25 protein-coding genes are annotated in these 22,362 nt (G+C 72.7%); 16 read left to right on the top strand and 9 right to left on the bottom strand.

The window, feature by feature from the left end:
• Nucleotides 1-153 precede the first annotated feature (153 nt).
• A complete protein-coding gene (gene ssgD / locus ACZ7HT_RS25110) occupies nt 154-570 on the bottom strand; it encodes a spore wall synthesis regulator SsgD (protein WP_359516049.1) in 417 nt (138 codons plus the stop codon).
• A 268-nt stretch (nt 571-838) separates the two neighbouring features.
• Entirely contained in the window at nt 839-1,303 is a 465-nt protein-coding gene (locus tag ACZ7HT_RS25105) for a (4Fe-4S)-binding protein (protein WP_471169913.1), read from the bottom strand.
• 76 nt (nt 1,304-1,379) lie between these two features.
• On the opposite strand from ACZ7HT_RS25105, the gene ACZ7HT_RS25100 reads away from it, so the two are divergent.
• Nucleotides 1,380-2,465 carry a WD40/YVTN/BNR-like repeat-containing protein gene (locus tag ACZ7HT_RS25100; RefSeq protein WP_471169910.1) on the top strand — a complete coding sequence of 362 codons (1,086 nt, stop codon included), beginning with the start codon at nt 1,380-1,382 and terminating at the stop codon, nt 2,463-2,465.
• Between the two features lie 6 nt (nt 2,466-2,471).
• Here ACZ7HT_RS25100 and ACZ7HT_RS25095 read toward each other — a convergent pair whose 3' ends face one another.
• Nucleotides 2,472-2,771 carry a YciI family protein gene (locus tag ACZ7HT_RS25095; protein ID WP_471169907.1) on the bottom strand — a complete coding sequence of 100 codons (300 nt, stop codon included), beginning with the start codon at nt 2,769-2,771 and terminating at the stop codon, nt 2,472-2,474.
• Between ACZ7HT_RS25095 and ACZ7HT_RS25090 the strand changes: the two genes are divergently transcribed.
• From ACZ7HT_RS25090 to ACZ7HT_RS25070, 5 genes are all read left to right on the top strand, one after another.
• Nucleotides 2,770-2,955, top strand: coding sequence for a heme-binding protein (locus tag ACZ7HT_RS25090; protein WP_471169905.1), 186 nt, complete (start codon nt 2,770-2,772; stop codon nt 2,953-2,955). The genes ACZ7HT_RS25095 and ACZ7HT_RS25090 overlap by 2 nt on opposite strands.
• A gap of 56 nt (nt 2,956-3,011) precedes the next feature.
• Complete coding sequence (locus tag ACZ7HT_RS25085; protein WP_471169903.1) at nt 3,012-3,725, top strand: endonuclease V; 714 nt, start codon at nt 3,012-3,014, stop codon at nt 3,723-3,725.
• Nucleotides 3,726-3,787: 62 nt separating this feature from the next.
• A complete protein-coding gene (gene mmpA / locus ACZ7HT_RS25080) occupies nt 3,788-3,907 on the top strand; it encodes a morphogenic membrane protein MmpA (protein WP_471169900.1) in 120 nt (39 codons plus the stop codon).
• Nucleotides 3,904-4,272, top strand: coding sequence for a VOC family protein (locus ACZ7HT_RS25075; RefSeq protein WP_471169897.1), 369 nt, complete (start codon nt 3,904-3,906; stop codon nt 4,270-4,272). Before mmpA ends, ACZ7HT_RS25075 begins: the two co-directional genes overlap by 4 nt.
• Before the next feature lie 72 nt (nt 4,273-4,344).
• Nucleotides 4,345-4,656 carry a DUF6191 domain-containing protein gene (locus ACZ7HT_RS25070; RefSeq protein ID WP_471170334.1) on the top strand — a complete coding sequence of 104 codons (312 nt, stop codon included), beginning with the start codon at nt 4,345-4,347 and terminating at the stop codon, nt 4,654-4,656.
• Here the strand turns inward: ACZ7HT_RS25070 and ACZ7HT_RS25065 are convergent.
• Nucleotides 4,653-5,858, bottom strand: a complete 1,206-nt coding sequence (locus tag ACZ7HT_RS25065) for a saccharopine dehydrogenase family protein (protein WP_471169894.1) — start codon at nt 5,856-5,858, stop codon at nt 4,653-4,655. The genes ACZ7HT_RS25070 and ACZ7HT_RS25065 overlap by 4 nt on opposite strands.
• A gap of 203 nt (nt 5,859-6,061) precedes the next feature.
• Between ACZ7HT_RS25065 and ACZ7HT_RS25060 the strand changes: the two genes are divergently transcribed.
• The 4 genes from ACZ7HT_RS25060 (at nt 6,062) to ACZ7HT_RS25045 (ending at nt 11,854) form a co-directional block, all read left to right on the top strand.
• Complete coding sequence (locus ACZ7HT_RS25060; protein ID WP_471169892.1) at nt 6,062-7,207, top strand: CaiB/BaiF CoA transferase family protein; 1,146 nt, start codon at nt 6,062-6,064, stop codon at nt 7,205-7,207.
• The gene (locus ACZ7HT_RS25055) at nt 7,204-8,355 is read left to right on the top strand and encodes an acyl-CoA dehydrogenase family protein (protein ID WP_471169889.1); all 1,152 of its coding nucleotides are present in this window, start codon (nt 7,204-7,206) and stop codon (nt 8,353-8,355) included. The genes ACZ7HT_RS25060 and ACZ7HT_RS25055 overlap by 4 nt, the downstream gene beginning before the upstream one ends.
• A gap of 69 nt (nt 8,356-8,424) precedes the next feature.
• A complete protein-coding gene (locus ACZ7HT_RS25050) occupies nt 8,425-9,639 on the top strand; it encodes an acetyl-CoA C-acetyltransferase (RefSeq protein WP_471169886.1) in 1,215 nt (404 codons plus the stop codon).
• 40 nt (nt 9,640-9,679) lie between these two features.
• Nucleotides 9,680-11,854 carry a 3-hydroxyacyl-CoA dehydrogenase NAD-binding domain-containing protein gene (locus ACZ7HT_RS25045; RefSeq protein ID WP_471169884.1) on the top strand — a complete coding sequence of 725 codons (2,175 nt, stop codon included), beginning with the start codon at nt 9,680-9,682 and terminating at the stop codon, nt 11,852-11,854.
• Here ACZ7HT_RS25045 and ACZ7HT_RS25040 read toward each other — a convergent pair.
• The 3 genes from ACZ7HT_RS25040 to ACZ7HT_RS25030 are packed head-to-tail and all read right to left on the bottom strand — an operon-like array spanning nt 11,841 to nt 13,388.
• The gene (locus ACZ7HT_RS25040; protein WP_471169882.1) at nt 11,841-12,575 is read right to left on the bottom strand and encodes a MerR family transcriptional regulator; all 735 of its coding nucleotides are present in this window, start codon (nt 12,573-12,575) and stop codon (nt 11,841-11,843) included. The two genes, ACZ7HT_RS25045 and ACZ7HT_RS25040, sit on opposite strands and share 14 nt — an antisense overlap.
• 55 nt (nt 12,576-12,630) lie before the next feature.
• Complete coding sequence (locus ACZ7HT_RS25035) at nt 12,631-13,179, bottom strand: Clp protease N-terminal domain-containing protein (protein ID WP_471169880.1); 549 nt, start codon at nt 13,177-13,179, stop codon at nt 12,631-12,633.
• Nucleotides 13,179-13,388 (bottom strand): RNA polymerase sigma factor sigma-70 region 4 domain-containing protein, encoded by a 210-nt coding sequence (locus ACZ7HT_RS25030; protein WP_093878538.1) that lies wholly within the window; start codon nt 13,386-13,388, stop codon nt 13,179-13,181. The genes ACZ7HT_RS25035 and ACZ7HT_RS25030 overlap by 1 nt, the downstream gene beginning before the upstream one ends.
• Before the next feature lie 86 nt (nt 13,389-13,474).
• On the opposite strand from ACZ7HT_RS25030, the gene ACZ7HT_RS25025 reads away from it, so the two are divergent.
• Together ACZ7HT_RS25025 and ACZ7HT_RS25020 are read left to right on the top strand one after the other, a co-directional pair.
• Nucleotides 13,475-13,957 (top strand): macro domain-containing protein, encoded by a 483-nt coding sequence (locus ACZ7HT_RS25025; RefSeq protein ID WP_471169877.1) that lies wholly within the window; start codon nt 13,475-13,477, stop codon nt 13,955-13,957.
• Between the two features lie 93 nt (nt 13,958-14,050).
• Nucleotides 14,051-14,545, top strand: coding sequence for a hypothetical protein (locus tag ACZ7HT_RS25020; protein ID WP_471169874.1), 495 nt, complete (start codon nt 14,051-14,053; stop codon nt 14,543-14,545).
• Here the strand turns inward: ACZ7HT_RS25020 and sph are convergent.
• The gene (sph, locus tag ACZ7HT_RS25015) at nt 14,542-15,567 is read right to left on the bottom strand and encodes a sphingomyelin phosphodiesterase (RefSeq protein WP_471170331.1); all 1,026 of its coding nucleotides are present in this window, start codon (nt 15,565-15,567) and stop codon (nt 14,542-14,544) included. The two genes, ACZ7HT_RS25020 and sph, sit on opposite strands and share 4 nt — an antisense overlap.
• Nucleotides 15,568-15,686: 119 nt before the next feature.
• Here sph and ACZ7HT_RS25010 point away from each other — a divergent pair, with 119 nt between their 5' ends.
• A complete protein-coding gene (locus ACZ7HT_RS25010; RefSeq protein ID WP_471169872.1) occupies nt 15,687-16,571 on the top strand; it encodes an oxygenase MpaB family protein in 885 nt (294 codons plus the stop codon).
• A gap of 33 nt (nt 16,572-16,604) precedes the next feature.
• Here the strand turns inward: ACZ7HT_RS25010 and ACZ7HT_RS25005 are convergent, their stop codons facing one another.
• A complete protein-coding gene (locus ACZ7HT_RS25005; RefSeq protein WP_471169869.1) occupies nt 16,605-18,146 on the bottom strand; it encodes a M1 family metallopeptidase in 1,542 nt (513 codons plus the stop codon).
• Nucleotides 18,147-18,371: 225 nt separating this feature from the next.
• Between ACZ7HT_RS25005 and ACZ7HT_RS25000 the strand changes: the two genes are divergently transcribed.
• From ACZ7HT_RS25000 to ACZ7HT_RS24990, 3 genes are all read left to right on the top strand, one after another.
• Nucleotides 18,372-20,381, top strand: coding sequence for a Xaa-Pro dipeptidyl-peptidase (locus tag ACZ7HT_RS25000; protein ID WP_471169866.1), 2,010 nt, complete (start codon nt 18,372-18,374; stop codon nt 20,379-20,381).
• Nucleotides 20,378-21,685: a M14 family metallopeptidase gene (locus ACZ7HT_RS24995; RefSeq protein ID WP_471169863.1), complete on the top strand. Its 1,308-nt coding sequence runs from the start codon at nt 20,378-20,380 to the stop codon at nt 21,683-21,685. Before ACZ7HT_RS25000 ends, ACZ7HT_RS24995 begins: the two co-directional genes overlap by 4 nt.
• 118 nt (nt 21,686-21,803) lie before the next feature.
• Nucleotides 21,804-22,106: a hypothetical protein gene (locus ACZ7HT_RS24990; protein ID WP_471169860.1), complete on the top strand. Its 303-nt coding sequence runs from the start codon at nt 21,804-21,806 to the stop codon at nt 22,104-22,106.
• The last annotated feature ends 256 nt before the right edge of the window (nt 22,107-22,362 follow it).

Here is a 22,362-nt window from a genome sequence, read left to right as displayed (position 1 = left end):
CGCCGAGGTCGAGAACGGCACACGCGGCACAGGGGGCACGCGCGGCTCGGTGTCTCGCAACCTCAGACGAGCAACGTCCTTCTCCGATCGGGTGACGACAAGGTCAGGAACGACCGTACGCCCCCGGCGGAAGGAGCGGCAAACGATTTGACGTCACGGGCGCTCGCGGAGCAGCTCCGCGAGGTCCTGGTCCCAGTCCAGGTACTGGTGCTCGCGGCCCGCCGGCACCAGGTGCTGCGAGCGCTCCAGGAAGCGGCGCAGCTCGGAGGTCCGCACATGGACCATGGCGACGCCCTCCGGGGCGTGGAACTCGACCACCGTGCGGTCGAACCCGTACGGACGCAGGCGCACGTCCCCGACCCCGGCCGGGCGCTCGACCCCCTGGACGAGTAGCTCGCGCGCGAAGGCCCAGGAGACCTCGACGCCCTCCAGGGTGGCCGGCGGCGGGAACGCCATGCTCACGGCGTACGGATCACCGCGGTCGTACCGCAGGGTGGCGGGGACGGTCTCCATCCGGGGCGCGGACGCGACCAGACGGGCCTGCACGGCCTGCTCGATGACGGCGGACAAGACCGGCTCCTCTCACGCGGGCTTCGGATCCTGTGCGTCTCCCCGACACCAGGGCACCTGACACCCCTCAAGACGATCGGGAAGACCGGAACGTGCACTCCGGTACGACGTGAGTTGTGTCACCGGTTCTCTGGAACGGTTTCCCGGGTCGTCCGGCGCGAGGGTGTTCGTGGGCTGATGCCGGCGGGCGTGCGTGCGCGTACGGCGGGGGTCGGTGGGCGTCTGCGGGTCGGGTGGGCTCGATGCGCGCACGTGGCCGGGCTGGTCGTCACCGGTTCTCGGCAACGTCGTCGTCCGGTTCCGCGCAGGGGCCCGAGTGGTCGCAGTACGGCTGGTTCCCGGAGGCGCCGCAGCCGCAGAGCATCACCCGGGTCTCGTGCCGGTCGCCGTGGGCGCCCGTCACGAGGAGGTCGCCGCGCACCACCAGCTGGCCGGCGGGCGTGCGGCGGACCGTGGTGGGGGAGTCCGGCGGCTCGGCGACGGCGTCCTCGGGGCGGTGGTGGTACTGGAGCGCCCCGGAGGGGCAGCGCCGGACGACCTCCGCGACCCGGGCGGCGTCGGCGGCGTCGGGCAGCACCCACGGGCGCCGGGACAGGTCGAAGACCTCCGGCAGGCCGTGGACGCACTCCGCCGCGTGCAGACAGCGGCGCGGCTCGAACGTGACGGTGATGCCCTCGCCCTCGTACTCCTTGAGGCGGGGCCGTTCCTCCGTCGTCCCTTCACCGTCCGTCATGGGACCCAGCCTAGGAACGCCGGGCCGAGGACGCACCCTGGACGCCGACGGGCCCGGGGCACTAGCTTCCGGCGCCATGACGTCCATGGGGAAGACGAGACGAACGATGTCGGTGGGGCTGATCGGGGCGGCGCTCGCGCTGACCCTGGCCGCCCCGGCGCGGGCCGGGGAGACCCCCACGGCCGCGGCCGGCTGGCAGCTCACACCGACCGGCACCGACGCCCGCTTCCGGGGGCTCGCGCCGGTCGACCGGAGGACCGCGTGGGCCGCGGGCTCGAAGGGCACGGTCCTGCGCACCACCGACGGCGGGCGCAGCTGGCGGAACGTGTCGCCGGCCGGCGCGGGCGACCTGGAGTTCCGTGATGTCGAGGCCTTCGACGCCCGCCGGGCCGTCGTCCTCGCCATCGGGGAGGGCGAGGCCTCCCGCGTGCTGCGCACCGAGGACGGCGGGGCCACCTGGACCGAGTCCTTCCGCAACACCGACGCGCGGGCCTTCTACGACTGCATGACCTTCTTCGACCACCGGCACGGCCTCGCCCTGAGCGACCCGGTCGACGGGAAGTACCGCATCCTCTCCACCCGCGACGGCGGCCGCTCCTGGGAGGTCGTGCCGAGCGCGGGGATGCCGGACGCGCTCCCCGGCGAGGCGGGCTTCGCCGCGAGCGGCCAGTGCCTCGTGTCGGCAGGACCCCGGGACGTGTGGCTCGCCACGGGCGGCGGCGCCACCGCGCGCGTGCTCCACTCCGCCGACCGGGGGCTGACCTGGACGGCCACGGACACCCCGATCCCGGCCGGCGACCCGGCCCGCGGCGTCTTCGGGCTCGCCTTCCGCGACCGTACGCACGGCATCGCCGTCGGCGGCGACTACCGCAAGGACCAGCCGTCCCCGAGCGCCGGCGCGGTCAGCACCGACGGCGGACGCACCTGGAACCCCTCGGCCACCCCGCCGCCCGCCTACCGCTCCGGCGTCGCCTGGCTCCCGCACGGCAAGGCGGCCGCGCTCGCCGTCGGCCCGACCGGCACCGACCTCACCACCGACGGCGGACGCACCTGGCGCACGGTCGACACCGGCTCGTACGACACGGTCGACTGCGCCCCGGACGGCTCCTGCTGGGCCTCCGGCGAGAAGGGCCGCATCGCGGTTCTCGCCACCAAGCACTAGCGAGGACTAGGAGGGCAAGTCCTCCCGGTACGCGGCGATCCCCTCGGCCGTCTTGGTCGCGTAGAACTCCGTGATCCGGTACGCGCAGACGCCCTCGACGCTGAACGGGTCGGCCGCCGTGATCTTCTCGATCTCCGCGCGGTCGACCCCGGCGGCCAGGATGATCCCGCCGTCCCGCGGGTTCTTCCGGCCCGACGCCAGGAACACGCCGGCGGCGTACTGCGCGTCCAGCCACTCGACGTGCGCGGTGAGCAGCGCGTCCACCCGCTCGATCGGCGCGGTGTAGGTCAATTCGAGTATGAACATGATCGCCAGGCTACCCGCGCCGACCGGCGGCCGTTCGGCGTACGACCGGGTCCCACGTGTCGCCGGCGGCCTGCCGATCCACCACCACGGCGCCCCGATCGCCGGCATCGGCGTGGTCGGAGCGCCGAGCGGGCTGACGGACGAGGCCTTCGGCGCGGCGGGCATCGCGGCCATCAGCCTCTGACCCCGCCCACGCACCCCGGAGGCCCGCCCCGGACAGGCCCTAGGGTGGGCCCCATCATGACGATCATCGGGATTCCGGCGGGCTGGCCCGCCGACGAGGCCACCGCGCGGGACGTGCAGCGGGAGTTGCGGGGGCGGCTCCTGCTCGGGGAGAGCGGGCCGCCGCCGGGGGAGGGGCACGTCACCGGGCTCGACGTGGCGTACGACGACGAGCGCGACCTCGTCGCCGCCGCGGCCGTCGTGCTCGACGCGCGCACCCTGGACGTGGTGGAGGAGGCCACGGCCGTCGGCCGGGTCTCCTTCCCGTACGTCCCCGGGCTCCTCGCCTTCCGCGAGATCCCCACCGTGCTCGCCGCGCTCGACGCCCTGAGCGCCGACCCGGGCCTCCTGGTCTGCGACGGCTACGGCCTCGCCCACCCGCGCCGCTTCGGCCTCGCCAGCCACCTCGGGGTCCTCACCGGTCGGCCGTCCATCGGCGTCGCCAAGAACCCCTTCACCTTCACGTACGAGCAACCCGGCGGTGAGCGCGGCGACTTCACCCCGCTCCTCGCCGACGGGGAGGAGGTCGGCCGGGCCCTGCGCACCCAGGCCGGAGTCAAGCCCGTGTACGTCTCCGTGGGCCACCGTGTCTCCCTCGACAACGCCTGCGCCCACACCCTGCTCCTCTCCCCGCGCTACCGGGTGCCCGAGACCACCCGTCACGCCGACTCCCTCTGCCGCAGAGCACTCAAGGAGGCGCAGGGATCACCCGGGTCACCCCGGACCGTCTGAGTACCCCGGGTAAGTACCTGTACGGATACCCGTTGTCGTACCCCCACGGCAGAGTGGTGCCCATGACAGCTCGCGTACCCGCAACCCGTGGTCTCACCGCCGCACTTGCCGTCGCCGGGGCCTGTGCCCTCGCCTGGGCCTGCGCCATCCTGTACGTCATCGCGGAATGGACGCTGGGATGATCGGGCGTCTGCGCTGCATCGTTCTCGACTGCCCCGACGCCCGCGAACTGGCCCTTTTCTACCAGGGGTTGCTCGGCGGCGAGGTCGAGTGCCCCGACCCGGAGCTCGCCGTCGGCGAAGGCTCCGCCGTGCTGTGCGACGCGGGCGGCCCGGCGCTCGCCTTCCAGAGCGTGGCCGACCACCGTCCGCCCGTCTGGGGCGCGCCCGAGCAGCAGTTCCACCTGGACGTACGGGTCGGGGACCCGGCCGCCGCCCACGCGGCCGTGCTCGCGCTCGGCGCCACCCCGCTCGACGGGGGCGAGGCGCCCACCTGGCGCGTCTACGCCGACCCGGCGGGCCACTTCTTCCGCCTCGTCGCCCGCTGAGCCCGCGCCCCGGGGCGGGAACGGCCGTCGGCCGCCGGCCGTTGGGCGGGCATGGTGATGATGGTGAGCCTGATGGTCACGGCGGTGATCGTCCTGATCCCGTTCCTGTTGGCCGCCGCCCGGCACACGGTGCTGCGGACCGGCCGGCCGAAGTGGGTGCGCCGCGCCCTCGCCGCCCGCGCCAGGGAAGGCGCGGACGGAGCGGGTGTCAGCGTCACCGACGAGCTGCTCTCGTTCCTGAATCCCGGCAAACGCGTCCAGATCGAGCGCCGCCAGGAGGAGCGCCTCGTGCGCCACGACGTCCAGGACGGCGCCCCGCCCCGCATGGGCTTCGACCTGGACAGGGGGACCGCCGTGATCCGAACCGGCGGCGAAAGGCCCTAACCGCGGTGCGCGACCCGGAAGCGGATGCCCGCCGCGCGCAGGCGGTCGGTCAGGGCGTCGCCCATCGCGACGGCCGTCGTGACCTGGCCCGCGGTCTTCGGCAGGTCGTCGAAGGCGAGGCACAGGGCGGACTCGGCGAGCATCTTCGCCGTCTCGTCGTAGCCGGGGTCGCCGCCCGAGACCTCGGTGAAGACCCGCCGTCCGCCGCCCTCGCCGACGAACCGGACCGAGAACCAGCTGCGGGCGCGCCGCTCGGCCGACGGACCCTGGCCCGCCGCGTAACGCTCCATCAGCCAGGCGCGCACCGGCGGGAGTTGGGCGGCCGCGACGCTCGCACCGATGGCGGCGGTGCCTCCGAGGGCCATCGGGAGGGTCTTCACGGAGGCGTAGTGCCGGTAGCGGAAGTCCGGTCCGTACCGTTCGAGGGCGGCGGCCGAGCGGGCCACGACCTGCGGGTCGAGCGTCGGCAGCGGCAGCGCCCAGGTCCCCGTCTCCCGGCTGAACCTCGGCCCGGCGAGCGGCGCGCGGGCCCGGCGGCCCACCTGGCGCGGCTCGTGCAGCCGCCGCTCGTGCGCCGCCCGCAGGATCTCCCGGCCCCGGCCGAACGCGGTGAGCGCCGAGGCGAACGTGCCGCCGGAGAAGGCCGCCCCGGCCCGGACGAAGCCGTCGACGCGCAGCGGCACGTCCTCGGGCAGCTGCCGGACCGTGAAGTACACGCCCAGGTCGTGCGGGACGGAGTCGAAGCCGCAGGCGTGCACGATCCGGGCGCCGGTCTCTTGGGCGCGCGCGTCGTGCCGTACGAACATGAGGTCCACGAACTCGGCCTCGCCCGTCAGGTCGAGGTAGTCCGTGCCCGCCTCCGCGCAGGCCGCGACCAGGCCCTCGCCGTGCCAGACGTACGGTCCGACCGTGGTCGCCACCACCCGCGCGGACTCGGCGAGTGCGCGCAGCGAGCCGGGATCGGCCGAGTCGGCGACGAGCAGTGGCAGGGCGGCGAGCCGCGGCCGCCCGGCGGCCAGCCGGTCCCGCAGCGCCTCCAGCCTGCCGAGGCTGCGCCCGGCGAGCGCCCAGCGGCAGTCCTCCGGGGCGTGCTCGGCCAGATACTCCGCGGTGAGCTCGCCCACGAAGCCCGTCGCCCCGAAGAGGACCACGTCGTACGGTCTGGCTCCGCGCTCGTGCCCCACGCCCGCCCCTGTCTCCATCAAGACCCTCATCTCGGCCGTACCGCGCCGCCGCGCGCGGTTGTCGTCGGCGGAGGATAGCGGAACCGGGGCGGGCTCCCGTCCCGGAGCCCGCCCCGCGCAATTTCCAAGCGCTTGCTCGGCCGGGGGGCTTGTGCCGAGTGGAACACGTTCCTAGCATCTCCGGTGTTACATCATTGGTGTCACATACTCCTGGGGGCTCGATGAGCACGACGCACACCGCCCGGAACGGCCCGCTCACGGGCGTGCGCGTGGTCGAACTCGCCGGGATCGGCCCCGGCCCCTTCGCCACGATGCTCCTCGCCGACCTCGGCGCCGACGTCGTCCGCGTCGACCGCCCCGGCGGCGCCGGGATCGGCATCGACCCCGCCCGCGACCTCACCAACCGCAACAAGCGCTCCGTCCTCGTCGACCTCAAGGCCGAGGACGGCCCCGCCACCGTGCTCGACCTCGTCGAGCGGGCCGACATCCTCGTCGAGGGCTACCGGCCCGGCGTCGCCGAACGCCTCGGCGTCGGCCCCGAGGCCTGCCTCGCCCGCAACCCGCGCCTCGTCTACGGCCGGATGACCGGCTGGGGCCAGGACGGGCCGCTCGCCCCGACCGCCGGACACGACATCGGGTACATCGCGATCACCGGCGCGCTCGGCATGATCGGCCCCGACCCGGACGGCCCGCCCACCATCCCCGCCAACCTCGTCGGCGACTACGCGGGCGGCTCCCTCTACCTCGTCATCGGCGTCCTCGCCGCCCTCCAGCACGCCCGGACGCACGGCGAGGGCCAGGTCGTCGACGCCGCCATCGTCGACGGCACCGCACACCTCACCACCATGATCCACGCCATGCTCGCGGCGGGCGGCTGGCAGGACCGCAGGGGCGTGAACCTGCTCGACGGCGGCTGCCCCTTCTACGGCGTGTACGAGACCTCCGACGGCGGCCACATGGCGGTCGGCGCCCTGGAGGAACGGTTCTACGAGGAGTTCGCCCGCCTCCTCGGCCTCGCCGACGCCGGCTCCCTCCGCCACGACCTCGCCCGCTGGCCCGAACTGCGCAAGGCCGTCGCCGACCGCTTCCGGAGCCGTACCCGCGAGGAGTGGACGGCCGTCTTCGACGGCTCCGACGCCTGCGTCGCCCCCGTCCTCTCGATGCGTGAGGCCCCGGGCCACCCGCATCTGGCCGCCCGCGCCACCTTCGCCGAGCGGGACGGCATCGCCCAGCCCGCCCCCGCACCCCGCTTCTCCGTCACCCCCGGCACCCTCCGCAGGGGCCCCGCCCTGCCCGGTGCCGACACCGCAGAGGTCGCCCGCGACTGGGCCGTACCCGCCCTGAACACCCAGGAGCCCGAAGCATGAAGCGCCAGCTCTACACCGAGGACCACGAGGCCTTCCGCGCGGTCGTCCGCACCTTCCTGGAGAAGGAGGTGCTGCCCCACTACGAGCAGTGGGAGAAGGACGGCATCGTCTCCCGCGAGGCCTGGCTCGCCGCCGGCCGGCAGGGCCTCCTCGGCCTCGCCGTCGAGGAGGAGCTCGGCGGTGGCGGCAACCCCGACTTCCGGTACGCCTCCGTCCTCGCCGAGGAGTTCACCAAGGCGGCCGCCCCCGGACTCGCCATCGGCCTGCACAACGACATCATCGGCCCCTACCTCACCAAGCTCGCCACCGACGAGCAGCGCCGCCGCTGGCTGCCCGGCTTCTGCTCCGGCGAGATCGTCACCGCCATCGCGATGACCGAGCCCGGCGCCGGCTCCGACCTCCAGGGCATCCGCACCACCGCCGAGGACCACGGCGACCACTGGATCCTCAACGGCTCCAAGACCTTCATCTCCAACGGCATCCTCGCCGACCTGGTGATCGTCGTCGCGAAGACCACCCCCGAGGGCGGCGCCCACGGCCTCTCCCTCCTCGTCGTCGAGCGCGGCATGGAGGGCTTCGAGCGCGGCCGGAACCTCGACAAGATCGGCCAGAAGTCCCAGGACACCGCCGAACTCTTCTTCAAGGACGTCCGCGTCCCCAAGGAGAACCTGCTCGGCGAGCTCAACGGAGCCTTCGTCCACCTCATGACCAACCTCGCCCAGGAGCGCCTGGCCATCGCCGTCGCGGGCATCGCCGGAGCCGAGCACCTCCTGGAGCTCACCACCCGCTACGTCAAGGAGCGCGAGGCCTTCGGCCGGCCGCTCGCCAAGCTCCAGCACGTGCGCTTCGAGATCGCGGAGATGGCGACCGAGTGCGCCGTCACCCGCACGTTCGTGGACCGCTGCATCGCCGAGCACGCCGACCCGACCGGCCTCGGCCTCGACCCCGTCAACGCCTCCATGGCCAAGTGGTGGGCGACCGAGCTCCAGAAGCGGGTCGCCGACCGCTGTCTGCAACTGCACGGCGGATACGGCTACATGAGCGAATTCCCGGTCGCCCGCGCCTTCACCGACGGCCGGATCCAGACCATCTACGGCGGGACGACGGAGATCATGAAGGAGATCATCGGCCGTTCCCTGCTGGGCTGACCACCGACCTCACCGCTGGTCGAACACCCTCACCGCTCGTCGACAAACCCTCATCGCGAAAGGCTTACCGTGAGCACCGAAGCGTACGTGTACGACGCGATCCGCACCCCGCGCGGACGCGGCAAGGCCAACGGCTCCCTGCACGGCACCAAGCCCATCGACCTGGTCGTCGGCCTGATCCGGGAGATCCAGGCCCGCAACCCCGGACTCGACCCGGCCGCCATCGACGACATCGTCCTCGGCGTCGTCGGCCCGGTCGGCGACCAGGGCTCCGACATCGCCCGGATCGCCGCCATCGCCGCCGGCCTGCCCGACACCGTCGCCGGCGTCCAGGAGAACCGCTTCTGCGCCTCCGGCCTCGAAGCGGTCAACATGGCCGCGATGAAGGTCCGCTCCGGCTGGGAGGACCTCGTCCTCGCCGGCGGCGTCGAGTCCATGTCCCGCGTGCCGATGGCCTCCGACGGCGGCGCCTGGTTCGCCGACCCGATGACCAACATGGAGACCAACTTCGTCCCCCAGGGCATCGGCGCCGACCTCATCGCCACCCTGGAGGGCTTCAGCCGCCGGGACGTCGACGAGTTCGCCGCCCTCTCCCAGGAGCGCGCCGCCGCCGCCGTCAAGGACGGCCGCTTCGCCCGCTCGGTCGTCCCCGTCAAGGACCGCGCCGGACTCACCGTCCTCGACCACGACGAGTTCATCCGCCCCGGCACCACCGCCGACACCCTCGCCCGCCTCAAGCCCTCCTTCGCCGACATCGGCGAACTCGGCGGCTTCGACGCGGTCGCGCTGCAGAAGTACCACTGGGTCGAGGAGATCAACCACGTCCACCACGCTGGCAACTCCTCCGGCATCGTCGACGGCGCCTCGCTCCTCGCCGTCGGCTCCAAGGAGGTCGGCGAGCGGTACGGGCTCACGCCGCGCGCCCGGATCGTCTCCGCCGCCGTCTCCGGCTCCGAGCCGACCATCATGCTCACCGGCCCCGCCCCGGCCACCCGCAAGGCCCTGGCCAAGGCCGGCCTCACCATCGACGACATCGACCTCGTCGAGATCAACGAGGCCTTCGCCGCCGTCGTCCTGCGCTTCGTCAAGGACATGGGCATCTCCCTGGACAAGGTCAACGTCAACGGCGGCGCCATCGCCCTCGGCCACCCGCTCGGCGCCACCGGCGGCATGATCCTCGGCACCCTCGTCGACGAACTGGAGCGCCAGGACAAGCGCTACGGCCTCGCCACCCTCTGCGTGGGCGGCGGCATGGGCATCGCCACCGTCGTCGAGCGCGTCTGACGTCCCGTCCGCACCCCATACTCACGGAGAAGCAGCAGACATGAGCGAGAGCACCACCATCCGCTGGGAGCAGGACGAGACCGGGATCGTCACCCTCGTCCTCGACGACCCCAACCAGTCCGCCAACACCATGAACCAGGCCTTCCGGGCCTCGATCAAGGCGATCGCCGACCGCGTGGAGGCCGAGAAGGACTCCATCCGCGGCATCATCTACACCTCCGCCAAGAAGACCTTCTTCGCGGGCGGCGACCTCAAGGACATGATCAAGGCGGGCCCCGAGCACGCCCAGGACATCTTCGACTCCGCCATCGAGATCAAGAACGCGCTCCGCCGCATCGAGACCCTCGGCAAGCCGGTCGTCGCCGCCGTCAACGGCGCCGCGCTCGGCGGCGGCTACGAGATCGCCCTCGCCTCCCACCACCGCGTCGCCCTCGACGCCCCCGGCTCCAAGATCGGCCTGCCCGAGGTCACCCTCGGCCTGCTGCCCGGCGGTGGCGGCGTCGCCCGCACCGTACGCCTCATGGGCATCACCGACGCCCTCCTCAAGGTGCTGCTCCAGGGCACCCAGTACGCCCCGAAGCGCGCCCTGGACAGCGGCCTCGTCCACGAGGTCGCCGCCACCGCCGAGGAGATGATGGCCAAGGCCATCGCCTTCATCGACGCGCACCCGGAGTCCCACCAGCCCTGGGACGTCCCGGGCTACCGCATCCCCGGCGGCACCCCGTCGAACCCGAAGTTCGCCGCCAACCTGCCGGCCTTCCCGGCCAACCTGCGCAAGCAGCTCAACGGCGCGCCCTACCCGGCCCCGAAGGCCATCATGGCCGCCGCCGTCGAGGGCTCCCAGGTCGACTTCGAGACCGCGCTCACCATCGAGAGCCGCTACTTCACCGAGCTGGTCATCGGCCAGACCGCGAAGAACATGATCCAGGCGTTCTTCTTCGACCTCCAGGCGGTCAACTCGGGCGCGAGCCGCCCGAAGGGCGTCGAGAAGCGCCAGGTCCGCAAGGTCGCCGTCCTCGGCGCCGGCATGATGGGCGCCGGCATCGCGTACTCCTGCGCCCGCGCCGGCATCGGGGTCGTCCTCAAGGACGTCTCCGCCGAGTCCGCCGCGAAGGGCAAGGCGTACTCCGAGAAGCTCTGCGCCAAGGCCGTCTCCCGCGGCCGCACCACCCAGGAGAAGGCCGACGCCCTCCTCGCCCGCATCACGCCCACCGCCGAGGCGGCGGACCTGGCCGGCTGCGACGCGGTCATCGAGGCGGTCTTCGAGGACACGTCGCTCAAGCACAAGGTCTTCCAGGAGATCCAGCACGTCGTCGCCCCCGACGCGCTGCTCTGCTCCAACACCTCCACCCTCCCGATCTCGGTCCTCGCCGAGGGCGTCGAGCGCCAGACCGACTTCATCGGCCTGCACTTCTTCTCGCCCGTCGACAAGATGCCGCTCGTCGAGATCATCAAGGGCGAGCGGACCGGCGACGAGGCGCTCGCCCGCGCCTTCGACCTGGTCCGCCAGATCAACAAGACGCCGATCGTCGTCAACGACTCGCGCGGCTTCTTCACCTCCCGGGTGATCGGCCACTTCATCAACGAAGGCGTCGCCATGGTCGGCGAGGGCATCGAGCCCGCCTCGATCGAGCAGGCCGCCGCCCAGGCCGGCTACCCGGCGAAGGTCCTCTCCCTCATGGACGAGCTGACCCTCACCCTCCCGCGCAAGATCCGCAACGAGACGAAGAAGGCGATCGAGGAGGCCGGCGGCACCTGGATCAGCCACCCGGGCGAGGCCGTCATCGACCGCATGGTCGACGAGTTCGGCCGCCCCGGCCGCAGCGGCGGCGCGGGCTTCTACGAGTACGGCGAGGACGGCAAGCGCGGCAAGCTCTGGCCGGGCCTGCGCGAGCACTTCGCCAAGCCGGGGTACGAGATCCCGTTCCGCGACATGCAGGAGCGGATGCTGTTCTCGGAGGCCCTGGACACCGTCCGGCTCTTGGAGGAGGGCGTCCTGACCTCGGTCGCCGACGCCAACATCGGCTCCATCATGGGCATCGGCTTCCCGGCCTGGACCGGCGGCATCCTCCAGTACGTCAACGGCTACGAGGGCGGTGTCGCCGGCTTCGTCGCGCGCGCCCGCGAGCTGGCGGCGACGTACGGCGAGCGCTTCGAGCCCCCGGCCCTCCTGGTGGAGAAGGCGGACCGCGGAGAGGTCTTCACCGACTCCTGAAGGCCGTCCTGAGCTCCTCGCTCAAGGACCGCTGAAACGCGGTGAGGAGGGCCTGGACCACCATCGGCTGCATGTGCGCCGAGAGCGACTTCATCGCGCTCAGGTGGTCCGGGTCCTCCCCGCTCTCCCGGTACGGGCTCCACACCTCGTCCCGGAAGAGCCGGGACAACTCCTGGGCGGCCGCGCGCGCGTGCTCCAGGAGCACGGTCCGGGAAGCCAGGATCGTCTCGTGCTCGATGGGCACGTCGAGCAGCTCGACCCCGAGCCGCAGCAGCGCACCGTCGAGCCGGTACGTGTCCTCCTCCTCGGTCCGGTCGAGCACACCCATCGCGGCGAGCCGGTCCACGTCCCGCCCGGCCAGCGCCCGCCCGGCCCGCCGCTCAAGGTCGCGCAGGGTGATCGTCTCGGCGGACTCGGGCGCCCACGAGGCCACGAGGGCCCGGTGGATGGCGAGGTCCTGCGCGCTGAGGTCCTCCGGCAACTGCTCCAGGTACCGCTCGATCGCGGCCAGCGTCATCCCCTGACGCTGCAACTCCTCGATCAGCGCGAGCCGCGACAGATGATCGGCCCCGTAGTGCCCCACCCGCCGCGCCCCGATGACGGGCGGCGGCAGCAGCCCCCGCGTCCCGTAGAACCGCACGGTCCGCACGGTGACCCCGGCCCGCGCGGCCAGCTCGTCCACGGTGTACACGGGCCCCTGCGCCTTGCTCGCCTGCTCCATGGTTGAACAGTATTGCTGTCGCACCACTCGTGTAAAAGCCCCGGAGCCACCGCTCTCACGGGGCGGGGGTCAGTGCGGCGTCGACCGCGGTGTAGGTCACGCCGTAGTCGGCCAGGGCCTCCGCGACGACCCCGCTGGTCGTGGTGAGGGCCAGGAGCAGGTGCTCGTCCCCGATCTCCCGGTCCTTGCGGGCCAACGCCATGCGGAGCGACTTCTCCAGGACGTTCTTCGCCTCGCGGGAGAAGGTGCGGCGGCCCGACCACCAGCCGGCGTCCTTGCGGTCGCCCGCCAGTGCGCCCGCGCCATGGGTCTCCTCGACGCGCTCGACGATCGCGCCGACGTCGATGCCGAGGTCCGCGAGGGCCTCCGCGTCCGCCCGGGAAAGCCCGGCCCGGCGCCGCGCTTCGGAGAGCGCGGTGATCAGGGACGGCCGCCGCTCCGGCGGGCACAGCCGTCCGAGCACCGCCGCCGCGCGGGTGTCGTCCCGGTCGAGCAGGGCCAGCAGCAGGTGCTCGGGCGTGACGGCCGCCGAGCCGCCGCGTTCCGCGTGCTCGGCGGCCCCCTTCACCACGGCACGTGCGGCCTTCGTGAACCGTTCGAACATCACTGCCTCCCGTACTTCTTGTGGACGGCCTGCCGGCTGACACCCAGCTCGGTCGCGATCTCCTGCCATGACCAGCCCTGGTTGCGCGCACCGCGCACCTGGACGGCCTCCAGCTGTTCCAGCAGTCGCCGCAGCGCGGACACGGCCCGCAGCCCCACCCGGGGGTCGCGGTCGCCGGCCCGTGCGGCGAGATCGGTCGCATCGGTCATGCTGTCAATCTAGGTTGACAGTCGACCGCATGTCAACCAGGGTTGACATGCGGTCGACTGTCAGTGCCGTCTCCTACGGTGACTCCATGACCGCGATCGAATACGTACGAGGCGACGCCACGGCACCCCACGGGAAGGGCGTCAAGGTCGTCGCGCACGTCTGCAACGACCTCGGGGGCTGGGGCAAGGGCTTCGTCCTGGCGATCTCCCGCCGCTGGCCGGAACCGGAAGCGGCCTTCCGCCGCTGGCACCGCGAGCGCGCGAAGAACGACTTCGGCCTGGGCGCGGCCCAGTTCGTCCAGGTCGAGCCGTACGTCTGGGTGGCCAACCTGGTGGGCCAGCGGGGGATACGGACGGGCCGGAGCTCCGGCGTGCCCGTGCGCTACGAGGCGATCGACGCCGCCCTCGCCCTCCTTGCGGACAGGGCGGCCGAACTCGGTGCGTCCGTGCACATGCCCCGCATCGGCTGCGGCCTCGCCGGCGGCTCCTGGGACCGCGTGGAGCCCTTGGTCCGGGGGCGGCTGACGGCGCGGGGGATACCGGTCACCGTGTACGACTTCGGTGGGTAACGGGCGGCGGGGCGGGGTGTCGTAGGAGCGTTCGGGTGGGCGGGCTAGAGTCGGCGGCTGTTCGCGTCGGGGGAAAGGGAACAGGGGATTCAGATGTACGTGCAACTCAGGGAGACCGCCGACGAGTTGGCCCGGGTCCTGTGGCGGGAGCACACCGTCTACCGGGAGCGGGGCGGCGGTGTGGTGATCCGGGGCGAGCATGTGCGCCGCTGGATCAGTCTCGCGCCGACCGGGGGCAAGGACCGGGCCCTGCTGCGGGCCGGGCGGATCCTGGACGGGGGGACGACCGCCCCGGCCCGTACGGAGGTGGTCGTCGACCTGTCGGCCGGGACGGCGGAGCTCGCGACCGTCTGCCGCCGGCTGCTCGCCGACGTCGCCGCGGGCGCCGAGCCGCCCCGGCCCGCGCAGACGGGGCGGGCCCGCGCCGGAAAGCGCGAGAAGCCGGGGCGCGCGGCTCGTGCCGCCCGCCCCGGCCGCCGCCCCCGCAGGGAGCGGCACACCAGCCCCGGTTCCTGGTTCGTCCTGCTCTGCGTGGCCGGGGTGATCGGTGTCTGGCTGTACAGCCTCTTCGGGAGCTACCCGTACTAGTAGGCCGTCACGGGGTAGTGGTCGGAGAGGTTGGTGTACGTGTACTGCGTGCCCCAGCTGGAGACCGTCCACGGCGCGGTCTGCTCCAGGACCACGTTGTTGGTCCAGCCGGCGGGGCGGGCGTTCCCGACCCGGTAGAGGACGTAGTCGAGGTCCTCGCGCGGGTCGGTCGGGTAGCGGTACGAGGCGATCGAGTTCAGCTGCGTGTCGAAGGAGTACGGGTGGCCGGTGCGGGCGTCGGCCCCGACCAGGCCCGCGTCGGCGAGCATCGTGCCGTACTCGGGCGTGTGCGAGTCGACGTTCATGTCACCGGCGACGATGACCTGCTCGTTCGCCGGGATGTTCTTGGCGTCGAGGAACGCGTCGATGGCCTTGAACTGGCGGCTGCGCATCTGCGCCGCCTCGCCCGCCGAGCAGCCCGGGTCGGTCGAGTTCGCGTGCGTGCCGACGACGTGGACGAGGCTGCCGTTCACGTTCAGGACGATGTAGGCGAAGCCCTTGTTCGCGTACCAGTCGGCGCCGCAGGCGTCCTTGTAGACGTACTGCTCCTTGCGGACGATCGGCCACTTGCTGAGGATCGTCACCCCGCCGTCCTCGGGCGTGGTCGAGGAGTAGGCCCCGCCGGTCGCGTCCCAGCCGGTCCTGCTGCGGCCGACGACGGGGGTCTGGTACGGGTACTGGGCGGAGGCGTTCGCCTTGAGGGCGTCCGAGGCGGAGTTGTCGAAGGTCTCCTGGAGCACGACGACGTCCTGCCCCTGGAAGAACGGCGCGGCGGGGATCGCCTTGGCCCGGTGGTCCTGGCCCCAGTTCGGGTACAGGGTCTTCGACATCAGGAACGTGTTGTACGTGAGCACCTTCAGCCGCGGGGCCTCGGTGGTCGCGGCGGACGCGCCCGGGGCGGCCGTCACCAGGGTGGCGGCGGCGAGTGCGAGCGAAAGGGCGGCGCCGGGGGCGCGGCGGAGCGCGGCGAACGACACGTGAACTCCCATGAATGCGTGGGGGGTTGGACTGGCGCCGCACATACAATCAGCCACGGTTACCTTCCGGTAGCCTTTGGGTGCCGGGAATCTTGCCGGGCTCGCAAGATCGCACCAACTCTCCTCAGCCACGGGTGCGGCCCGGAACGTGTGAGGATGAGGGGATGGACCGTGTGAAGCCGCTCGACCGTGCCCCGGCCGGTCAGGACCCCGCCCCGCCGCCCGTCGGCGGAGTGCTGTGGAGCGTCGCGGGGGACGTCCGGGCGCTGCTCATGCTGCCCGCCGCCCTCACCCTCCAGGTCGCCCACCCCGCGGTCGGCGCCGGCGTCGACGACCACTCCGTCTTCCGCACCGACCCCTGGGGCCGCGGCGAGCGCTCCCTGCGCTCGCTCCAGCTGTGGATCTACGGAGGCGAGGAGGCCGCCGCGGAGGGCCGCCGGCTGCGGGAGCTGCACCGGACCATCCAGGGCACGGACGCCCACGGCCGCCGCTACCACGCCCTCACCCCGGCCTACTACGCGTGGGTGCACGCCACCGGCTTCCCGATCTACCGGCACGGGCTCCGCCTGCTCGCCCGCCCGCTCACCGAGGCGCAGGAACGGCAGCTGTACGCCGAGTGGCTCCAGGTCGGCCGGATCCTCGGCATCCACGACCGGGACATGCCGCAGACGATCGAGGCGTTCTGGCCGTACTACCGGACGGTGCTCGCCGAGGAGATCGAGGCGACCACAGTCGTACGGGAGCTGCTCGACACCGATCTGCCGCTGTCCGCCCCGGACCGGGGCCCGCTGCCGCTCCGGCTCGGCCTGCGTCTCCTCTGGCCGGTCCTGCGCCGCCCCTTCCTGCGGCTGCGCGCGTTCCTCACGGTCGGTCTGATGCCGCCGGACGCCCGGGAGGCCATCGGCCTGGACTGGACGGACGCGCAGGAGCGCACCCTGCGCCGGTTCGCCCGCGTCGTCCGCGCCGTGGTCCCGGCCCTCCCGGAGCGCCTGCGCTACCTCCCCCTGGCCCGAAAGGCCCGCGAGACCGCCCGCCGCGCCCAGCGCTGACGAACGGCCTCGCGGGACCGGAGCCCTCCGGGGTCAGCGACCCGCGTGGTTCCCGGGCGCCTCGTTCTCGTGGAGCGTGTTCGTCGCCGCGATCTTCTTCCACGACTTCGGCTGCACGGGCTTCGCCGGCTGCGTCGCCTTCGCGGCGGTGCGGGCCGACGGCGCCGCCGTGGGGGCGGTCGCCGGGGCGGACGGCTTCGACGGCTGGTACAGCCAGGTGTCGAAGAGCTCGGTCAGCGGCTTGCCGGAGACCCGCTCCGCGTAGCGGACGAAGTCCGAGACGTGCGCGTTGCCGTAGGCGTTCTCCTGCGGCCAGCCCTTGAGGATCGCGAAGAAGGTCTCGTCGCCGACCTCGTCGCGCAGCGCCTGGAGCGCCAGCGCGCCCCGGTCGTAGACGGCGCTGTGGAACTGGTTGTCGGCGCCCGGGTCACCCGGCTTCACCGTCCAGAACGGGTCGTCGGCCGCCCGCGTGGCGTACACGTAGTCCGCCAGCTCCTGGGCCGTGCCCTCGCCCTCCTTCTCCGACCACAGCCACTGGCTGTAGCGGGCGAAGCCCTCGTTGACCCAGATGTCCTTCCAGTCCTTGACGGACACGCTGTCGCCGTACCACTGGTGCGCCAGCTCGTGGACGACCACCGACACGTTCGAGCCGTTGGCGAACAGCTTCGGGCTGTAGAACGGACGGGTCTGCGTCTCCAGGGCGAAACCGCTGGTCACGTTCGGCACGTAGCCGCCGAGGGCGTTGAAGGGGTACGGCCCGAAGACCGACTCCAGCCACTCCGCCACCTCGGTCGTGCGCTCGACCGAGGCGCGCGCCGCGCCCGCGTTGTCGCCGAGGTCCTGGCTGTACGCGTTGACGACGGGCAGCCCGTTCGCCGTCCTGTCCGTCGTGATGTCGAACTTGCCGACGGCGAGCGTCGCCAGGTACGTCGCCTGCGGCTTGTTGGAGCGCCAGTTGTAGCGGGTCCAGCCGAGCCGCGAGGACTGCGACTGCAGCACGCCGTTGCTGATGGCCTGGGTGCCGTCCGGCACGAGCACCGAGACGTCGAAGGTGGCCTTGTCCAGCGGGTGGTCGTTGGACGGGAACCACCAGACGGCCGAGTCGGGCTCCTGCGCGGCGACGCCGCCGTCCGGGGTGCGGGCCCAGGCCGACCAGCCGTCGATCTTGAACTCGGAGGGCTTGCCCGCGTAGCGGACGACCACCGTGATCGGCGTGTTCTTCGCGAGCGGGGACGCCGGGGTGACCTCAAGCTCGTGGTCGCCCGAGGTGGCGAACTTCGCCGGGCGGCCGTTCACCCGGATCTCGCCGGCCTTCAGACCGAGGTCGAGGTTGAAGCGGGACAGGTCCTGCGTGGTGGTGGCGAGGATCGTCGCCGTGCCCTCCAGGAGGTCCGTCGCCGGCTGGTACTTCAGGCGCAGGTCGTAGTGGGAGACGTCGTAGCCGCCGTTGCCGCTGGCGGGGTAGTAGGAGTCGCCGATGCCCGGGGCGCCGACCTTGAAGTCGGCCGCCGATGCCGGGATCGCCAGCAGCAGGGAGGCCGCGAGGGCGCTCGGAACGATGATTCTGCGGTGCACAGGTGCTCCCCAAGTCATAAGAAACGTAAGACGCACAGGTGGTCGTCGGTCCTTAGATCGGACCTTATTCAGCCCCCCGACGCACCGTCACGTCCAGAGGACCTGCCGTCACACGATCGCCATTCGGCCGACATGAACCCGTCCGCCACCCGAATGACCCGGAATCCCCCCTGAATCCCTCCGGCACTCTTTTGCCCGGGAGTTGACCGGGGTACGTTCCGGCGCATGCCGATGCGAATGCGGAGAACCCGCGGAGCCCGACTCTCGTACGGAACCCTCGCGTCCGCGGCCACGGCCGCCCTGTTCGCCACCCTGGTCACCCCCGCCGGCGCCCAGCCGGAGCCCGTTCCGGACGCCCCGCGCGCGTCACGGCCGGCCTACTCGTACGCCGACGCGGTCCGCGAGTCCGTCTGGGTCGACACCGGCCTCGACGGCGACGGGGACGGGCGCGCCGACCGGGTCGCCGTCGACATCGTGCGCCCCCGCGAGCCCGCGGAAGCCGGCCGGAGGATCCCGGTCATCATGGACGCCAGCCCGTACTACGCCTGCTGCGGGCGCGGCAACGAGAGCCAGAAGAAGACCTACGACGCCGACGGCGACCCCGTCCAGCTGCCGCTCTTCTACGACAACTACTTCGTCCCGCGCGGCTACGCCTTCGTCGCTGTCGACCTCGCCGGCACCAACCGCTCCGACGGCTGCGACGACGTCGGCGGCCGCTCCGACATCCAGTCCGCGAAGGCCGTCGTCGACTGGCTGGGCGGCCGCGCCCGCGGCTACACCTCCCGTACCGGTGGGACCCCGGCCCGCGCCACCGCCTGGAGTACCGGGAACGTCGGCATGATCGGCAAGAGCTGGGACGGCACCATCGCCAACGGCGTCGCCGCCACCGGCGTCGAAGGGCTGAAAACGATCGTTCCGATCGGTGCGATCTCCTCCTGGTACGACTACTTCCACTCCCAGGGCGCCCCGCTCTACGACGCCAACCCGAGCTGGCTCTCCGCGTACGTGAACAGCCCCGAGGCGCAGGGCCGTTGCGGCGCCGTCCAGGACCGGATCACCTCCGGCACCCCGTACAGCGCCGACTGGACTCCGGCCTGGACCGAGCGCGACCACGTGAAGGACGCCGGCAAGGTCAGGGCCAGCGTCTTCGTCGTCCACGGACAGCAGGACCTCACCGTCCGCACCAAGCAGTTCGGCCAGTGGTGGGACGCCCTCGCCGCCCACGGCGTCGAGCGGAAGATCTGGCTCTCCCAGACCGGCCACGTCGACCCCTTCGACTTCCGGCGCGCCGACTGGGTCCGCACCCTGCACCGCTGGTTCGACCACTACCTCCTCGGCTACGACAACGGCGTCGACCGCGAGCCCGTCGCCGACATCGAGCGCGCCCCGGACGTCTGGACCACCGACCGGCAGTGGCCGCCGGGCACCACGGCGACCACCACCCTGCGCCCCGCCCCCGGCGCCGCCTCAGGACCGGGCGTCCTCGGACGCGCGTCCGCCGCTCCCGGCTCCACGGCGGCCTTCACCGACGACCCGGCCCTGGGCGAGCTGGACTGGGCCGCGCGGATCGACGACCCGACCCCCGGGAAGGCCGGGTTCGTGACCCGTCCGCTCTCCCGTGACCTGCGGATCTCCGGCTCCTCGAAGGTGACGGTCACCGCGGCGCCCACCACCTCCACCGCGTACCTCTCCGCCGTCCTCGTGGACCTCGGGCCGGCCACGATCCGGGACTACGCGGCGGCCGGCGAGGGCATCAGCACGCTCACCGACCGCACCTGCTGGGGCGCGAGCACGCCGGGCGACAGCGCCTGCTTCAAGGAGACCGCCGCCCGGACGGCGGACGTCGCGTACACGGTCGTCAGCCGGGGCTGGGCCGACCTCGGCACCTGGGCCGACCCGGGCCGGGAGCGCCCGCTGACCCCCGGAAGGGCGTACACCCTCACTCTCGACCTCGCCCCGACCGACCACGTCGTCCCGGCCGGCCACCGGCTTGCCCTGATCGTCGGCGGCACCGACAAGGACCTCATCGATCCTCCGTCGACCACCCCGACGCTCACCCTCGACCTCGCCCGCACCTGGGCGAAGCTGCCCTTCGTCGGCGGTGCCGGGGCGTTCGACCGGGCGACGGCCGGAGCGGCCCCGGCCGTTCCGGCGCCCACCGCGGCGCCTTCCCTGAGTGGTCCCGTCGCGCCGGTCTCCGTCACCGGACCGCGCCTGCCCGGGGAGGCCCGATGAACCCCCTCATCCGGGAGCGGAGTTCCCGGCGGGCGCTCGCCCTCGCGGTCGGCGCCGCCGCTCTCGCCCTGCCGCTCGTCACCGTCCCCGCGAAGGCGGCGGACAGCGCGCCCGCGCAGGCCCTCCCGCGCACCGGCTTCGAGGAGAGCGGGGGCGGCCGGTGGACGACCGGGGCCGAGGAGACGGAGTTCCTCGCGGCGGTCGACCGGGGCAGCGACCGGGTGTCGCTGCGCCCGATCGGCACCACCGGACAGGGCCGCCCCCTCCGGCTCGCCACCCTCGGAACGGGCAGCACGACCGTGCTGCTCGTCTGCAGCCAGCACGGCGACGAGCCGGCGGGCCGGGAGACCTGCCTGAGCACGGTGCGCGACCTCGCGTACGCCCAGGACAAGGAGGCCCGGCGCTTTCTCGCCCGCACCACCCTCCTCGTCGTCCCGACCGCGAACCCCGACGGCCGGGAGGCCGACACCCGCGGCAACGGCGACGGCATCGACGTCAACCGCGACCACCTCGCCCTGCGGACCGCCGAGGCGCGCGCGATCGCCGCCGTCATCCGCGACCGGCGGCCGTCGCTCGTCTACGACCTCCACGAGTACGGGGCCACCCCCCGCTACTACGACAAGGACCTGCTCGCCCTCTGGCCCCGCAGCCTCGACGCCGACCCGCACGTCCACGACGAGTCCCGGACGCTCTCGGAGTCCTACGTCCGGCCCGCCGCCGGGCTCGTCGGGTACAGCAGCGGCATCTACGGCATCTGGACCGACCCCCTCACCGGCGAGCCGGTCAAGCAGGTCGCGGGGGACGGCCAGGAGCGGATCCTGCGCAACACGGCCGGCATCAAGCACTCCGCCGGGCTCCTCGTCGAGACCCGGGTGGACGCCTTCGACCAGGCCGAGAAGGACGATCCGGCCCTGAACCGGCGCCGCCGCGTCGCCACCCAGCACGCCGCCCTGCGCGGGGCCTTCGCCTATCTGGACGAGCGGCGCGGTCCGCTCACGGCGGCCACCGCCCTCGCCCGGCGCACCGGGTTCGCCGACCGGGGTCCGGTCTACCTCGGCGGCGCCGACAACGACCCGGCCGAGCCGGCGGAGATCCTCGCCGACCCGCCCTGCGGCTACCGCCTGGACGCCGCCCAGTACGCCGAGGCGGGCGACGAACTCGCCCTGCACGGCGTGACCGTACGGGCGGAGGGCGCCGGGGTGTTCGTGCCCCTGCGCCAGTCGCAGCGCGCGCTCGTCCCGCTGCTCCTGGACGCGCGCGCGACCTATCACCTCGTCAGTGGGAGTCCTGTGGAGAGGTGTTGACGATCGGGTGACCCCGGCCGGGCCTGGCGTGATTCCGACGTTTGCCGAGGTAAAGTTACCAACCGGTACTGACCATACCTCGAACGGGCTGCCGAAGCCCTGAAGTTGGAGAACCACCATGCACCACACCAAGCCCGCACGCCGTACCCTCACGGCCCTGCTCGCCACGACGCTGCTCGCCGGGGGCGTGCTGTTCGGCCAGACGGTGACCGCCGAGCCGGCCGCCGCCAAGCCCATCACCTGCAACGTCAAGGCGCTGCGGGCGGAGGCCCAGCAGGAGCGCGAGCGGGCCGCCCGGCTCAAGAAGGACCGCGCCCCGGAAGAGGCCCGCAAGGCCCTCGCCCACGCCGACGCCCTGGAGCGCCGCGCCAAGCAGTGCGCCGACGCGGACAGCAACAGCAAGCCGCCGCTCTGGGGCTAGGACCTGTCTGACAATTCCCGTCGGGTCCGGCCCGCCCGGCACGCACGCTCGCCGCACGGCCGAAACGCCCAAGTAGCTCCGCTACGAGGGCGCCCCGGCCGCACGCCGATCGCACGCACCGAACGACCCGGCCTGATCCGACGCGAATTGTCAGACAGGCCCTAGCTTGATCTTTAACATCTGGGCCGTTGGTCAGCTGCTGAACCGGGCCGAGGTGACCTCAGGCTGCGTGGGACCATTTCGGCATGCGCCTGGT

Source organism: Streptomyces sp. NPDC037410 (assembly GCF_055602235.1).
The sequence above is the reverse complement of the archived record's forward strand: the minus strand, read 5'-3'. Positions and strand labels throughout refer to the sequence as shown.

Bases quoted from the DNA above. Each gene is read 5' to 3' on its own strand.
- ACZ7HT_RS25020 (WP_471169874.1), top strand. From the start codon at position 14,051: ATGTACGTGCAACTCAGGGAGACCGCCGACGAGTTGGCCCGGGTCCTG.
- ACZ7HT_RS25035 (WP_471169880.1), bottom strand. From the start codon at position 13,179: ATGTTCGAACGGTTCACGAAGGCCGCACGTGCCGTGGTGAAGGGGGCC.
- ACZ7HT_RS25060 (WP_471169892.1), top strand. From the start codon at position 6,062: ATGAGCACGACGCACACCGCCCGGAACGGCCCGCTCACGGGCGTGCGC.
- ACZ7HT_RS25075 (WP_471169897.1), top strand. From the start codon at position 3,904: ATGATCGGGCGTCTGCGCTGCATCGTTCTCGACTGCCCCGACGCCCGC.
- ACZ7HT_RS25045 (WP_471169884.1), top strand. From the start codon at position 9,680: ATGAGCGAGAGCACCACCATCCGCTGGGAGCAGGACGAGACCGGGATC.
- mmpA (WP_471169900.1), top strand. From the start codon at position 3,788: ATGACAGCTCGCGTACCCGCAACCCGTGGTCTCACCGCCGCACTTGCC.
- ACZ7HT_RS25090 (WP_471169905.1), top strand. From the start codon at position 2,770: ATGATCGCCAGGCTACCCGCGCCGACCGGCGGCCGTTCGGCGTACGAC.
- ACZ7HT_RS25025 (WP_471169877.1), top strand. From the start codon at position 13,475: ATGACCGCGATCGAATACGTACGAGGCGACGCCACGGCACCCCACGGG.
- ACZ7HT_RS24990 (WP_471169860.1), top strand. From the start codon at position 21,804: ATGCACCACACCAAGCCCGCACGCCGTACCCTCACGGCCCTGCTCGCC.
- ACZ7HT_RS25030 (WP_093878538.1), bottom strand. From the start codon at position 13,388: ATGACCGATGCGACCGATCTCGCCGCACGGGCCGGCGACCGCGACCCC.
- ACZ7HT_RS25055 (WP_471169889.1), top strand. From the start codon at position 7,204: ATGAAGCGCCAGCTCTACACCGAGGACCACGAGGCCTTCCGCGCGGTC.
- ACZ7HT_RS25085 (WP_471169903.1), top strand. From the start codon at position 3,012: ATGACGATCATCGGGATTCCGGCGGGCTGGCCCGCCGACGAGGCCACC.
- ACZ7HT_RS24995 (WP_471169863.1), top strand. From the start codon at position 20,378: ATGAACCCCCTCATCCGGGAGCGGAGTTCCCGGCGGGCGCTCGCCCTC.
- ACZ7HT_RS25095 (WP_471169907.1), bottom strand. From the start codon at position 2,771: ATGTTCATACTCGAATTGACCTACACCGCGCCGATCGAGCGGGTGGAC.
- ACZ7HT_RS25065 (WP_471169894.1), bottom strand. From the start codon at position 5,858: ATGGAGACAGGGGCGGGCGTGGGGCACGAGCGCGGAGCCAGACCGTAC.
- ACZ7HT_RS25000 (WP_471169866.1), top strand. From the start codon at position 18,372: ATGCCGATGCGAATGCGGAGAACCCGCGGAGCCCGACTCTCGTACGGA.
- ACZ7HT_RS25040 (WP_471169882.1), bottom strand. From the start codon at position 12,575: ATGGAGCAGGCGAGCAAGGCGCAGGGGCCCGTGTACACCGTGGACGAG.
- sph (WP_471170331.1), bottom strand. From the start codon at position 15,567: ATGTGCGGCGCCAGTCCAACCCCCCACGCATTCATGGGAGTTCACGTG.
- ACZ7HT_RS25070 (WP_471170334.1), top strand. From the start codon at position 4,345: ATGGTCACGGCGGTGATCGTCCTGATCCCGTTCCTGTTGGCCGCCGCC.
- ACZ7HT_RS25100 (WP_471169910.1), top strand. From the start codon at position 1,380: ATGACGTCCATGGGGAAGACGAGACGAACGATGTCGGTGGGGCTGATC.
- ACZ7HT_RS25105 (WP_471169913.1), bottom strand. From the start codon at position 1,303: ATGACGGACGGTGAAGGGACGACGGAGGAACGGCCCCGCCTCAAGGAG.
- ACZ7HT_RS25010 (WP_471169872.1), top strand. From the start codon at position 15,687: ATGGACCGTGTGAAGCCGCTCGACCGTGCCCCGGCCGGTCAGGACCCC.